The following is a 12,421-nucleotide window of genomic DNA, read 5'->3' on the forward strand; positions in this document are numbered from 1 at the left end:
TGCCGTCCGGCCCTGTCGGTGAACCGGCCCGAAGGCGTAGGTTTCTTGGTGATGTCGGCGGTGTTGCCCGCGAGATCCCCCGCCGCGGGCGAAGGAGGTGCCCGTCATGCTCGTGCTTGTGCTCGTGGCGGCCGTCGCGGTGGTGCTGATCGTGGTGATCGTCTGGCCGGCCGTCCGCGGTCACGGCGACGACGCCGCGCCCACACCCGCGATCGGGCCGGAATCAGCGGCCGAACACATCCCGGAGTCGCTGGAGGGCGCCCTGGTCGGCCAGTTGCTGCGCTGCGAGATAAGCCGGGCCCAGTTCCGCGCCGAGATGGCACGGGCGGCGCAACGCGACGCCGACCGGCATCCGCTGGTGATGCCGCCGGACATCGCTCCGCCGGAGGCATGAAGAACGCCGGCCGGGCTGATCGCCCGGCCGGCGCTGCTGTGATGCTGCGCTGGCTGGTGCCGCTGTCTCAGCCCTTGACGCTGCCCGCCAGCAGGCCGCGGACGAAGTAGCGCTGCAACAGCAGGAACACCGTCATCGGCACCAGGATCGAGATGAAGGCGCCCGCGGACAACAGGTGCCACGCGGTGCCCCGGGTGCCGCTGAGGTTGGCCAGTCCGACGATGATCGGCGCGACCGTGTCACCGCCGCCGGCGAAGGTCAGCGCGACCAGCAGGTCGTTCCAGACCCAGAGGAACTGGAAGATGCCGAAGGCGGCCAGCGCCGGCCGCAGCAGCGGCAGCAACACCTTGAAGAAGATGGACACGTGCCCGGCGCCGTCCACCCGGGCCGCCTCCAGCAGCCCGGACGGGATCTCCTTCATGAAGTTGTGCAGCAGGAAGACCGCCAGCGGCAGGGCGAAGATGGAGTGCGACAGCCAGATCGGCCAGAACGTGCCGGCGATGCCCGCGTCCACGTACAGCCGCAGCAGCGGGATGAGGGTGACCTGGATCGGCACGATCTGCAGGGCGAACACCGCGACGAACAGGACGTCGCGCCCGGGGAATTTGATCCACGCGAACGCGTACGCCGCGAGGCAGGCCAGGGTGATCGGGATGATCACCGCCGGGATGGTGATGACGAAACTGTTCACGAAGTAGTTGCCCAGCGAGGCCGAATTGCTCGTGTCCAGCACGTCGCGGTAGTTGTCCAGGGTGAACGTGGGGTCGTTGAAGAACGTCCACCATCCGCTGCGCCGGACGTCGCTGCGCGGCCGGAACGAGGAGACGAGCAGGCCGAAGGTGGGCACCGTCCACAGGACGGCCAGCACCACCGCGATCAGCGACGCCCATGGTGAGGAGAGCCGCTTGCGCGCCTTGCCGGCCGCCGATACCTCGGGCGGGGTGACGGGTGGGGTCGTAGTGATCGGGGCACTGGTTGCGCTCATCGTGCCTCCGCTGCGCGCAGTTGCCGGACGTTGTAGACGACGATCGGGATGACCAGGACGAACAGCAGGACCGCCAGGGCCGCGCCGAGGCCCTGGTTGTCGCTGCGGAAGCTCTGGCTGTAGAACTCGTTGGCCACCACGCTGGTCTGGAACTGCCCGCCGGTCATGGTGCGGACGATGTCGAAGACCTTCAGGGTGGCGATGCCGATGGTGGTGAGCACCACGACCACGGTGGGCCGGATGCTGGGCAGGGTGACGAACCGGAACATGCCGAACGCGGTCACGCCGTCCAGGCGGGCGGCCTCCACGATGTCGTCCGGGATGGCCTTGATCGCCGCGGACAGCACGGTCATGGCGAAGCCGGCCTGGATCCAGATCATCACCACGATCAGTAGCAGCGTGTTGAGCGGCGAGTCGACGAGCCACTGCCGGGGGCTCGCGCCGAGCCAGACCAGGACCTGGTTGAGCAGGCCGATCTGCTTGATGTTGCCCTGATCCGGGCGGAACTCGTAGACGAATTTCCAAATGATCGACGCGGCCACGAACGAGATGGACATGGGCAGGAAGATCAGCGCCTTGGCCACCGACTCCAGCCTGGCCTTGTCCACCAGGATCGCGTACAGCAGGCCGACCGCGGTGGCCACGAACGGCGTCACCACCACCCAGAGCACGGTGTTGCGCAGCACGGTGAGCTGCCCGTCGTCGGTGAAGATGGTCTGGTAGTTGCCGAGGCCGATGAACGCCTTGCCGGCCGCGTCGAAGAAGGACTGGTAGATGGTGCGCAGGCCGGGGTAGATGAGACCGACGGCCAGCATCAGCATGGTGGGCGCCAGATAGGCGAACGCGACGATGCGATCACTGCGCCGACCGGTGACGCGTCCGGCGAAGAACAGGATCAGACCCATCACCGCCGCGAACAACAGGATCGCGGCGAGCATCTGGGCGAACTTGGCGGGCGTGCTTTCCGCGACGGAGAACAGGGCCCCCACCTCCTTGGGGAAGGCGGGACCGGCCGGGCGCGGGACTTCGCGTCCTCGCTCCGGCCGGTCCGGCGTACGTCAGATCACTTGGGCCAGGCTTTTTCGATGTTGTCCACGGTGGTCTTGGTGTCCTGACCGGTGATCCAGTTGGTGGCCTGCTTCCAGAACGCGTTCGAGCCGATCGCGGCCGGCATCTGGTCGGAGCCGTCGAAGCGGAAGACCGCCTTGGGGTCCTGCAGGATCTGCGCCGACAGCTTGTCGATCGGGCTCTTCAGGTTGTTCACGTCGAGGCCCTTGTTGGCGCTCACCCAGCCGGAGGAGATGGCGGCCTTGTTGTTCGCCCAGGTGTCCGACGACAGGTACGTCTGGAACGCCTGCACCTCCGGGCGGTCGGAGAACGCCAGGGTGAACTCGCCGCCGCCGAGCACCGGCTTGGTGGTGGCGTCCTTGCCGGGCAGGTAGAAGGCGAACACGTCGCCGTCCTCGGCGACCTTGGTGTCCTCGTCCCAGTTGGCGGCGTAGAAGTTCGCCTGCCGGTGCAGCGAGCACGCGCCGTCCACGATGGGCAGCCCGGCGTCCTGGAAGGTGGTGGTGGCGATGCTCTTCACGTCGCCCAGGCCGCCGTTGACGTACTTCGGGTTCTTCAGGTAGGCGCCGACGGCGTCCAGCGCGGCGGTGCTCTCCGGGCCGTTGAACGGGATCTCGTGGTTGACCCACTTGTCGTACGTGTCCGGGCCGTACAGGCGCAGCATCATGTCTTCCATCCAGTCGGTGATCGGCCACCCGGTGGCCTCACCGCTGGCGATGCCGGCGCACCACGGCGTCTTGCCGTCCGCCACCATCTTGTCGCTCAGCGCCTTGAGCTGGTCCAGGGTGGTCGGCACCTGGTAACCGGAGTCGGCGAACTCCTGCGGGGAGTACCACACCAGCGACTTCACGTTGGCGCCCAGCGGCGCGGCGTAGAACTTGCCGTCGACCGTGGCGTAGTCCTTCCAGTCCTGCCCGAAGAACTTGTCCACGTTGTCGGACACCTGCTGCGGCGCGGGGACCGCGCGGCCGGTCTCCACGAGCTGCTTGAGCAGACCGGGCTGCGGCACGAAGGCGATGTCGGGCGGGTTGCCCGCCTTGGCGCGCACCAGGACCTGGGTCTCGAATGCCTTGTCGCCCTCGTACTTCACGGTCACGCCGGTGCAGTTCTCGAACGGCTTGTACGAGTCGATCTGCGGTTTGTCCTCGGGCGTGACGATGCTGGTGTAGACCGAGACGGTCTTGCCCTTGAGGTCGCCGAAGCTGGTGTACTGAGCACAGTCGACCGGTGCGGCGGATGGCACGCTCGCTTCGTCGTCCGAGTCGCCGCTGCTGCAGGCGGCCATGCCGAGCGTCAGACCCACGCCCAGCGTCCCGGCGAGCGCGGCACTCCAGCGCTGCCTGGTTGGTTGAATGAACATGCCTCTCCCGTTCTGTGTCCGCATTGACCGGGTAGACGTACGGTATTCAGTCGTTACCCCGCGCGGTCAGTCAAGAGGTTTCTTGCAGGTTGCGCAACGGTTTCCAGGATTCTTCCCGATAACGATTGGGAGCGCGTCCAGTAAGCAAACCTCACTGTTTGTCCTGCTTCTTGGTGGTGCGTCGTTCACCTCGGATAACGCTACGAGAATCCGGTACCGCCGGGCGTACGAATCACCCGGTACGCCGTGAAAACGCACGTCAACCGCGGCCCTCGGAAAACGGCGATCTGGCCCGATAAGGCATCAACTACCGTCAAACCGCGCCGATGACGCCACTCGTCCTTTCCCGGCGATCGGGCGTGTACGCGTGTGCGGGCGGCGCGAGTGGGTAAGGCTGGACGTCCGAGATCGGGTCGGCGCACGCGTGGGAGGACCGGAACAGGTGGTGAACGTCCTGGCCATGGCCGCCGTCGCCGCGGCCGCCGTGGCGTTGCTGTACCTGGTCCATCGCTACACGGCCGTGGCCGCCGCACCGCTGCGCGCCGGGCCGTTCCTGTCCGGGCACCGGCCCGCCCAGCACGCGGTGTCCCGTTTCCACGTGCGCTGGTACGTGCTGACCCTGCTCTTCCTGGCGTTCGACGTGGAGATGCTGTTCATGTACCCGTGGGCGCTCGTGGTGGCGCGCGTCGGGACGTCCTCGGTGGTGGAGATGTTCGGGTTCCTGGGCGTGCTGATGGCCGGCGTGGTCTACGCGTGGCGGGAGGGCGCGCTGCGATGGTCCTGAGCAACCGTCTGGCCGGATGGGCCGCCCGCCGCCCGCACGCCCTGCTCGTCGAGGTCCCGGGCGCCACCGCCGTGCGGTGGGTCGCGGAGGCGGAGCTGGCCCGCGCGGGCGCCGTCGCCGCGGACTCGGCCGCGGACGCGGACCTGCTGGTGGTGGCCGGGGCGCCCGGCGCGGAGCTGACCGCGGTGGTGGACGAGGTGTGGGCGCAGATGCCGGGGCCGCGGGCCCGGATCTGGATCGCCGAGCCGGGCGCGGCGGCCGGGGCGGTGGCACAAGCGCTCGCGTCGCTGATCGGTCCCGGCCAGGCGGCGGACGCCGGGCGGCGCCGCGACGCCTGGGCGGCCGGACCCGCCACGCCGGACGGCGGCGGCAGTGCCGAGGACGGTGACGAGGGGGATGGCATGCAGATGCCCGGCGGCCTGATGATGGCCGACCGCGCCCCGGACCGCGACGGTCTGCAACTGGACGTGCTGTCCGTGCCGCTCGGGCCGGTGCTCGCCGACTGGCCGGCCGGGCTGGTGGTGGACGTGCAGGTGCAGGGCGACGTGGTGCAGCGGGCACAGTGGCGGCTGCTCGGCCCGGCCCAGCCGTCCGGCCCGGCCTCCGACGGGGCGGATGCCGATCCCGGCCGTGGCCCCGGCGGGCGTGCCGCGTCCCGGCTGGGCGCGCTGGCCCGCCTGCTCGGCGTCGCCGGCTGGCCGGCCGCCGCGGTGCAGGCCCGCCGCCTGCGCGACGCCGCGTGGTCCGGAGCGCCCGCCGCGCCGGTGCGCACCGGTCTGCGCCGCCTCGACCGGCGGCTGCGCCGGTCGAGGGCGCTGCGCTGGTCGACCGACGGACTGGGCGTGCTGACCCCGGACGAGGCGCGCAGCCAGGGCTTCCCGCGGTGGGACGCGGCCGGTGCGGACACCGCGCGTACGGGCCACGACGCCACCGCCCGCTGGCGGGGATGGCTCACCGAAGCCGACGCGCTACTCGCCGGCGAAGGCGCCGGGCGCGGCGCCGCGGAGGGAGACGGAGCCGGGCACGACGCGGGGCGCGAGGACGACGCGTCGGTCGCCCGGGCGCGCCTGGACGCCGCCGTACGCCTGATGGCCGGCCTCGACCTGGCCGCCGCGCGCGTGGTGATGGCCAGCCTCGATCCGCACTGCGGCGCTCTGGCCGGTGCGGCACGGCGACCGGAAGGGACGACCAGCGCATGACCGCCGCCCCGGTCTGGTCGGTGCTGCCCGCGGCGGCGCTCGTCCTCGCGTACGCGAGTGGGGCGGCCGTGCTGGACGGCCTGCTCGACCCGGCGGACCGCGACCGCGGCGCCGGCGTCCGCGCCGGTCGGCCGTTGTGGGAGACCGCGCGGCTGCTGCGGCAGCGGCGCCGCAGCACGGTCACGCCGGACGCGCTGCTGTGGCGTGCCGGCGCCGCGGGCCCGCTGGTCGTCGCGCTGCTGATGGCCGTGGTGGTGCCGATGGGTGGCCGGGCGGTGGCCGACCCGGTGGTCGGCGTGGTCTGGTTCAACGCCCTGGACGTGGCGCTGTGGCTGCTCGTGTGGTCGGCCGGGTGGGGTGCCAACGGCGTCTACGCCCTGGTGGGCGGCTATCGCTATCTGGCGCAGGCGCTGGCGTACGAGCTGCCGCTGATGTTCGCCCTGACCGGCCCGGCGGTGGCCGCGGGGAGCCTGCGGATGTCCGAGGTGGTGGCCGCGCAGCACGGCCTGTGGTTCGTGGTCTGGATGCCGGTGGCGTTCGGCGTGTTCCTCGGCGCGGTGGCCGGGTTCAGCCTGTGGGGCCCGTTCGGATACCCGGCCGGCCGGGACGTGGCCGGCGGCGTGCTGGCCGAACCGTCCGGTGTGGACCGCCTGGTGCTGCTCGCCGGCCGGTACGCGCTGCTCGCCGCGGGCGCCGCGATGGCGAGCGCGCTGTTCCTCGGCGGGCCGGCCGGGCCGGTGCTGCCGGGTTGGTTGTGGAGCGCGCTGAAGACCGCGCTGGTGCTGGCCGCGCTGGTGGCCGTGCGGCGCCGGATGCCGGTGTTGCGGGCCGACCGGGTGATGCGCCTGGCCTGGCTGGTGGTGCTGCCGCTGACGCTGGCGCAACTGCTGGTGGTCGCGGTGATCGCGGTGGTGGTCGGCGGATGAGAGACGCGCCTGGTAAAGGGGGATGACATGCGTGTGACGGCGTTCGTGCTGCTGGCGCTGCTCGCAGTGGCCGGCGGGGTGGCGGTGTTCGTGGTCAACTCGATGGCCCGCGCGACCATCGCCCTGGCAGTGTCGTTCGTGGCCGCCGGGGCGGCGATCCTGCTGGTGGACGCGGCCTATCTGGGTGTCATCACGATCCTCATGATGCTGATGGAGATGGGGATCATGGCCATCTTCATGATCATGTTCATGATGAATCCGGGCGGCCTGATGCCCATGTCGATGATGCACAACAAGCGCGGCGCGCTTGTCGTGTCGATCGTGGTCTTCCTGCTGCTGGCCGGGGGCGCGCTGGGGACGCCGTGGCCGCAGCGCCGGGGCACGCCGCCCAGCGACCCGACGCTCGCGCTGGGCGAGGCGATCATGGGCGGGAAGATGCTGGTGATGATGACCGTGTCGGCGGTGCTGTTCGCGACGATCGTGTCCGCGATGGTGCTGGCCACCGGCCGCGGCCGGTACGACGGGGAGCCGTCGGCACGCCCGGCCGATGACGCGTGACCCTGCAGATGTTTCTGGTGCTGGCCGCCGCGTTGTTCGCCACCGGACTGTTCGGCGCGCTCAGTCAGCAGTCCGTGGTGATGGTCATGATGGGCCTGGAGCTGATGATCAACGCGCTGGTGGTCGCGGGGGCCGCCTTCTGGTACTTCCTGGCGCCCGCGCGGCCGGACGGGCAGGTGTTCGTGCTCGTGGTGCTCGCCGCGATGACCGTCGAGATGGCCCTCGGCTTCGCCGTGGCCACGCTGCTCATGCGGGCCCGCGACGCGGACATGACCGACATGGCGGGGGATCTGCGCGGATGACCGCGGTGTTGTGGGCGATGATCGCCGTACCGGCCGTCGCCGGGGCCGCGCTGGCGCTCGCCGGGCGTCGCGCCGAGCGAGCCGCGCCCGCCGTCGCGGTCGGCGTCGCCGTGGCCGTGCTCGCCATGACCGGCACGGTCGCGGCGGGCCGCCCGACGGTCACCGTGCCGTGGGTCGCGGGCGGCGGATTCGGCCTGGCCGTCGACGGACTCGCCGCGGCGGTCGGCATCGCGGTGGCCGCCGTCTCGCTGCTGGTGCTGGTCTTCGCCGCGGCGGACGTCACCGCGGGCCGGAACCGGTTCTTCGGCCTGATGCTGCTGTTCATCGCCGCGGTGCTGCTCACCGTCGCGGCCGCCACGCTGCCCGCGCTGCTGCTCGGCTGGGAGATCATGGGTGCCACCTCGTACGCGCTGATCGCCTTCCGCTGGCGCTGCGACGCCGCGGTCGCCGCGGGCACCACCGCCTTCCTCACCACCCGCACCGGCGACCTGGGCCTCTATCTCGCCGCCGGCGCCGCGCTGGCGTCCGCGCCGGGGATGTCCCTGGACGGGCTCGCGTCGTTGCCCGCGCCGTGGCGGCACGTGGCCGCGGCCGGGGTACTGGCCGCCGCCCTGGGCAAGGCGGCCCAGCTACCGTTCTCGTTCTGGTTGTCCCGGGCCATGCTGGGCCCCAGCCCGGTGAGCGCGCTGCTGCACTCCGCGGCGATGGTGGCGATGGGCGGCTACCTGCTGCTGCGGCTGCATCCGTTGCTCGCCGCGGCCGGCTGGGCCGCCCCGGCCGCGGCCTGGGCGGGCGCGGCGACCGCGCTGCTGCTCGGTGTGGTGGCGCTCGGCCAGTCCGATCTCAAGCAGACGCTCGCCGCGTCCACCGCGGCGCAACTGGGCTTCGTGGTGGTGGGCGCGGCGACCGGCGCGGTGGCCGGCGGCGCGGCGCATCTCATCGGCCACGCCGCCACCAAGGCGCTGCTGTTCCTGGCGGCCGGTGCCTGGCTGAGCGCGCTGGGCACCCGGAAACTGGCCGCCCTGCGCGGGGCCGGCCGCCGGGACCGGACCGTCGGCGCCGCGGTGGCGGTCGGCGCGGCGGCGCTGGGCGGGGTCCCGCCGCTGGCGTTGTGGGCGACCAAGGACGAGGTGCTGTCGGCGGCCCGGGACATGTCCGTCCCGCTGTACGCGGTCTGCCTGGTCGCGGCGGTGCTGGCGAGCGCGTACGCGGGGAAGGTGCTCGGCGTGGTGCTGCGCCCGCTGCCGGCCGCCCCGGAGTCCGGGTACGACACCGAGCAGCCCGGCACCCGCCGGGTCGGCGTGCTGCGGCGCGTGCCGCTGGTGGTGCTGGCCGCCGGCGCGGCGGTGCTGGAGATCCTGGCGTTGCCGCCGGTCGGCGACGCGTTCCGGACGCTGCTGGGGGCGGACGGCGAGCCGCGGCCGATCGTCGCCGCGGAGGTGCTCGCGGGCGTGCTCGCGGTCGCCGTCTTCGCGGTCACCGCGGTCGCCGCGCCGCGGATCGGCGCGCCCACGTGGACCCGCTCCTGGCTGGGCCTGGAAGCGGCGATGCACGCCGGTCTGGTGCGCCCGGTGCTCGCCCTGGCACGGACGCTTGCCCGGTTCGACGACCGGGTGCTGGACCGCGCGGTGGAGGGGACCGCCCACGCCGCCGTTCGCGCCGCGCATGCCGCCGCGCGCTTCGACGACGCGGGCGTCGACGGCGTCGTCGCCCGCGTCGCGGCCGGATGCCGCCGGCTGGGTGACCTCGCCCGCCGCCCGCAGACCGGCCAGGTGCACCAGTACTACGCCCAGGCGATCGTCCTGCTGGTCGCCGCCGTGCTCGTCCTGATCGTGGTGAGGTGAGAATGCTTCCCCTGCTCGTGTTCGTCCCGGCGCTGGCGGCGGTGGGGTTGCTGGCCGCCCGCGGTCTGCGCGACCGCGCCGTGCGGTGGATCTGGACGGCGGTGTCGGTGGCCGAGGCAGGCGGCGCGGCGGCGATGTGGGCGGCACGCCCAGCTTCCGGTTTCGGATACGAAGTGGACGTGCCGTGGATCCCCGGCCTCGGCTCGCGGTTCCATCTGGGCCTGGACGGGCTGTCCCTGCCGCTCGTCGCGATGACCACCGTGGTGTTCGCCGCGAGTGCCGTCTACAGCCTGCGGCACGGCGACCGCCCGCGCCGGCTGGCCGCCCTGTTCCTCGCGCTGGAAACCACCTGCCTGGGCCTGTTCAGCGCGCTGGACCTGATCGTCTTCTTCGTCTTCTTCGACCTGTCCATCGTCGGCATGTACGCCGTGGTGGCCGGCTGGGGGCACGGCGCGCAGGCCGCGCGGTCCGCGTTGAAGTTCTTCCTGTACACCTTCGTCGGCTCGCTGGCGCTGCTGGTGGGCTTCATCGGCCTGTACCTGTCGTCGGCCCCGCGCACCTTCGACATGGTGGCGCTGACCGCCCAGGCGCCGCTGTCCGGCCGCGGCGTCGCGGGCGGCCTGGTGCTGCTCGCGGTGACGATCGGCCTGGCGGTGAAGACGCCCACCGTCCCGTTCCACACGTGGCTGCCGCCCGCGCACACCGACGCGCCCGCGGCCGGTTCCGCGGTGCTCGCCGGGGTGCTGCTGAAGATGGGCACGTACGGCTTCGTCCGGATCGCCATGCCGATGCTGCCGGAGGCGTGGCGCCGGTACGCCATGGTGGCCGTCGTGGTCGGCGTGCTGAGCGCGCTGTACGGCGCCCTGGTCGCCCTGGCGCAGACCAGTTTCAAGCGGATGGTCGCCTACACGTCGGTCAACCACATGGGATACGTGCTGCTCGCCCTGGGCGCCGCCGGGATGGTCGGCGGCTCGGACTCCCAGGCTCGATCGGTGGCGGTGACCGGCGCGATGACCCAGATGGTCAGCCACGGCCTGATCACCGCCGCGCTGTTCCTTCTCGCCGGGGTGCTGTACGACCGGGGTGGCACCTACCGGATGGCGGACTGGTCCGGCCTGGCCGGCGACGCCCCGCGCTTCGCCACGGCCACCGCCCTGGCCGCGTTCGCCTCGCTGGGCATCCCCGGGTTCAGCGGGTTCATCGCCGAGTTCCAGATCTTCACCGGCAGCTTCGGGTCCACGCCGATCGGGGCCGGGCTGGCCCTGCTGGGCATCCTGCTGACCGCGGGGGTGTTCCTGTCCGCGTTGCACCGGATCCTGCTCGGCCCGTCCCGCGGTGCGCTGGCCACCGCCGGCGCTTCCGGGCACGGCGATCTGCGGCGGCCCGGCGACCTGAACGGCCCGGAGACCGCCGCGGTCGCCGCGCTGCTCGTGCTGTCCCTGCTGATCGGCCTCTTTCCGGGACCGCTGCTGGACGTGATCGAGCCGGCCTCGCGCGGCGTCGCCGCGCTGGTGGCGCGGTGAACGAGAAGCCGCTCGCGCTGCTGCCCGAGCTGATCCTGCTGCTCGGCGCGGTCGCCACCCTGCTGTCCGGGTCCTTCCTGCCGCGTCGCAGGCAGGGCGTCGCCGGGCTGGTCGCCGCGCTCGCGCTGGCCGGCTCGGCGGCCGTCGCGCTCGCCGGGCGGTCCGACCAGACCGTGTACGGCCACTCCTTCGCGATCGACGTGGCGACGTCGGCGATCCGCGTGCTGGCACCCACCGCGACGCTGCTGGTGCTGCTGCTGGCCACCCCGCGGATCGCCGGGAACCGGCGGCAGACCGAGTTCTACGTCCTGGCGCTGCTCGCCACCCTCGGCGCCCAGATGCTGGCCGGCTCGTCGGATCTCCTCGTGCTCGCCGTGGGCTACCTGCTCGCCACGGTCCCGCTGTACGGCCTGGCCGGCTGGGGCCGCGACGCCGGAGCCGCCGAGGCCGCGCTCAAGCTCTACCTGTTCGGCGCGCTGGCCGGGGTGGTGATGCTCGGCGGGGTGGGCCTGCTCTACGCGTCCGCCGGGGGCACCCGCTACGACGAGCTGGCGTCCGGGCTGCCCGCCGCGCCGCGCGGCCTGGTGGTCGTCGGCGTGGTGGGGGTGCTGACCGGCCTGCTGTTCAAGGCGGGCGCGGCGCCACTGCACTTCTGGGTGCCGGACACCGTGCACGGCGCCACGGCCGGGGCCGGCGCGGTGCTCACCACGGTGCCCAAGGTGGGTGCGCTGGTCGCGGCGTACCGACTGGTCACGGTGATCCCGGCGGACGACGGCTGGCCGGTGTTCGTCGCGGCGGTCGCCGCGGTCACCATGACGCTGGGCAACCTGGCGGCGCTGGCGCAGACCGTGCCGCAGCGCCTGCTGGCGTACTCGACCATCAGCCAGGTGGGCTACCTGCTCATGGCGGTCGCGGTGGCCGGCCACCGCGACGCGCTGCCCGCGCTGCTGGTCTACCTGGCGGCGTACGCGCTGGCCAACGTCGGCGCGTTCGCGGTCGTCGCGGCGACCCCCGGCCGTCGCCGGCTGTCCGACTATCGCGGGCTGGCCCGGCGGCGCCCGGCGGTGGCCGCAGCCCTGGTGGTGTGCCTGCTCGGCCTGGTGGGCACCCCACCGACGGCGGTGTTCCTCGGCAAGCTGACGGTGTTCGAGGCGGCCTGGGACGGCGGCTGGGGCTGGCTGGTGGTGCTCGCCGCGGTGAACACGGTCGTCAGCCTCGCCTACTACCTGCGCTGGCTGGTCCCGGTCTTCGCCGCCTCCCCGGACCCTTCCCCGGCGGGGTCCGCCGGCCGGTCGGCCGAGCTGGCGGCGGTCGTCGCCGCCGCCGCGGTGCTGCTGGCCGGCCTCGCCGGCGGCGCCCTGTACGACGCGGTCGGCGGCACGCTGCTGCGCTGATCCCGCCGTGTGCGGCAGATGTGACAAATCTGCGCGCTCCCCGTGCGCCGTTTCAGGTGTCGCCGGCGGAAAAGCGGCAAAGGA

Annotated in this window: 12 protein-coding genes; 9 read left to right on the forward strand and 3 right to left on the reverse strand. The window is 72.6% G+C overall.

All coding sequences use genetic code 11. The annotated features are described in order from the left end of the window. Positions 1-106: 106 nt before the first annotated feature. Positions 107-394 (forward strand): hypothetical protein, encoded by a 288-nt coding sequence (locus tag IEY73_RS23450; protein ID WP_189081459.1) that lies wholly within the window; start codon positions 107-109, stop codon positions 392-394. A 67-nt stretch (positions 395-461) separates the two neighbouring features. On the opposite strand, the gene IEY73_RS23455 is transcribed toward IEY73_RS23450, so the two are convergent. The 3 genes from IEY73_RS23455 to IEY73_RS23465 form a co-directional block, all read right to left on the reverse strand. After that, positions 462-1,358 carry a carbohydrate ABC transporter permease gene (locus IEY73_RS23455; protein WP_373292861.1) on the reverse strand — a complete coding sequence of 299 codons (897 nt, stop codon included), beginning with the start codon at positions 1,356-1,358 and terminating at the stop codon, positions 462-464. Positions 1,359-1,375: 17 nt separating this feature from the next. After that, complete coding sequence (locus IEY73_RS23460; protein WP_189081506.1) at positions 1,376-2,317, reverse strand: carbohydrate ABC transporter permease; 942 nt, start codon at positions 2,315-2,317, stop codon at positions 1,376-1,378. Between the two features lie 125 nt (positions 2,318-2,442). After that, positions 2,443-3,807 carry an ABC transporter substrate-binding protein gene (locus IEY73_RS23465; RefSeq protein ID WP_189081461.1) on the reverse strand — a complete coding sequence of 455 codons (1,365 nt, stop codon included), beginning with the start codon at positions 3,805-3,807 and terminating at the stop codon, positions 2,443-2,445. A gap of 460 nt (positions 3,808-4,267) precedes the next feature. Here IEY73_RS23465 and IEY73_RS23470 point away from each other — a divergent pair, with 460 nt between their 5' ends. Genes IEY73_RS23470 through IEY73_RS23505 form a run of 8 tightly spaced genes read left to right on the forward strand, consistent with a single transcriptional unit; the run spans position 4,268 to position 12,337 of the window. Then, complete coding sequence (locus IEY73_RS23470; RefSeq protein WP_189081507.1) at positions 4,268-4,591, forward strand: NADH-quinone oxidoreductase subunit A; 324 nt, start codon at positions 4,268-4,270, stop codon at positions 4,589-4,591. Then, positions 4,582-5,790: a hypothetical protein gene (locus IEY73_RS23475; RefSeq protein WP_189081462.1), complete on the forward strand. Its 1,209-nt coding sequence runs from the start codon at positions 4,582-4,584 to the stop codon at positions 5,788-5,790. Before IEY73_RS23470 ends, IEY73_RS23475 begins: the two co-directional genes overlap by 10 nt. After that, complete coding sequence (locus IEY73_RS23480) at positions 5,787-6,716, forward strand: NADH-quinone oxidoreductase subunit H (protein ID WP_189081463.1); 930 nt, start codon at positions 5,787-5,789, stop codon at positions 6,714-6,716. The genes IEY73_RS23475 and IEY73_RS23480 overlap by 4 nt, the downstream gene beginning before the upstream one ends. Positions 6,717-6,743: 27 nt before the next feature. After that, a complete protein-coding gene (locus IEY73_RS23485; protein WP_189081464.1) occupies positions 6,744-7,274 on the forward strand; it encodes an NADH-quinone oxidoreductase subunit J in 531 nt (176 codons plus the stop codon). Positions 7,275-7,282: 8 nt separating this feature from the next. Continuing rightward, complete coding sequence (locus tag IEY73_RS23490) at positions 7,283-7,576, forward strand: NADH-quinone oxidoreductase subunit NuoK (protein WP_373292862.1); 294 nt, start codon at positions 7,283-7,285, stop codon at positions 7,574-7,576. Continuing rightward, on the forward strand, positions 7,573-9,420 hold the full coding sequence (locus IEY73_RS23495; RefSeq protein WP_189081466.1) for a proton-conducting transporter transmembrane domain-containing protein: 1,848 nt from the start codon (positions 7,573-7,575) through the stop codon (positions 9,418-9,420). The genes IEY73_RS23490 and IEY73_RS23495 overlap by 4 nt, the downstream gene beginning before the upstream one ends. Before the next feature lie 2 nt (positions 9,421-9,422). After that, entirely contained in the window at positions 9,423-10,943 is a 1,521-nt protein-coding gene (locus IEY73_RS23500; RefSeq protein ID WP_189081508.1) for a complex I subunit 4 family protein, read from the forward strand. After that, entirely contained in the window at positions 10,940-12,337 is a 1,398-nt protein-coding gene (locus tag IEY73_RS23505) for an NADH-quinone oxidoreductase subunit N (protein WP_189081467.1), read from the forward strand. Before IEY73_RS23500 ends, IEY73_RS23505 begins: the two co-directional genes overlap by 4 nt. Positions 12,338-12,421 lie beyond the last annotated feature (84 nt).

It is taken from the genome of Mangrovihabitans endophyticus (genome assembly GCF_014646155.1).
GTDB lineage: Bacteria > Actinomycetota > Actinomycetes > Mycobacteriales > Micromonosporaceae > Actinoplanes > Actinoplanes endophyticus.

Bases quoted from the DNA above. Each gene is read 5' to 3' on its own strand.
- IEY73_RS23450 (WP_189081459.1), top strand. From the start codon at position 107: ATGCTCGTGCTTGTGCTCGTGGCGGCCGTCGCGGTGGTGCTGATCGTG.
- IEY73_RS23460 (WP_189081506.1), bottom strand. From the start codon at position 2,317: ATGCTCGCCGCGATCCTGTTGTTCGCGGCGGTGATGGGTCTGATCCTG.
- IEY73_RS23465 (WP_189081461.1), bottom strand. From the start codon at position 3,807: ATGTTCATTCAACCAACCAGGCAGCGCTGGAGTGCCGCGCTCGCCGGG.
- IEY73_RS23470 (WP_189081507.1), top strand. From the start codon at position 4,268: ATGGCCGCCGTCGCCGCGGCCGCCGTGGCGTTGCTGTACCTGGTCCAT.
- IEY73_RS23475 (WP_189081462.1), top strand. From the start codon at position 4,582: ATGGTCCTGAGCAACCGTCTGGCCGGATGGGCCGCCCGCCGCCCGCAC.
- IEY73_RS23480 (WP_189081463.1), top strand. From the start codon at position 5,787: ATGACCGCCGCCCCGGTCTGGTCGGTGCTGCCCGCGGCGGCGCTCGTC.
- IEY73_RS23485 (WP_189081464.1), top strand. From the start codon at position 6,744: ATGCGTGTGACGGCGTTCGTGCTGCTGGCGCTGCTCGCAGTGGCCGGC.
- IEY73_RS23490 (WP_373292862.1), top strand. From the start codon at position 7,283: ATGTTTCTGGTGCTGGCCGCCGCGTTGTTCGCCACCGGACTGTTCGGC.
- IEY73_RS23495 (WP_189081466.1), top strand. From the start codon at position 7,573: ATGACCGCGGTGTTGTGGGCGATGATCGCCGTACCGGCCGTCGCCGGG.
- IEY73_RS23500 (WP_189081508.1), top strand. From the start codon at position 9,423: ATGCTTCCCCTGCTCGTGTTCGTCCCGGCGCTGGCGGCGGTGGGGTTG.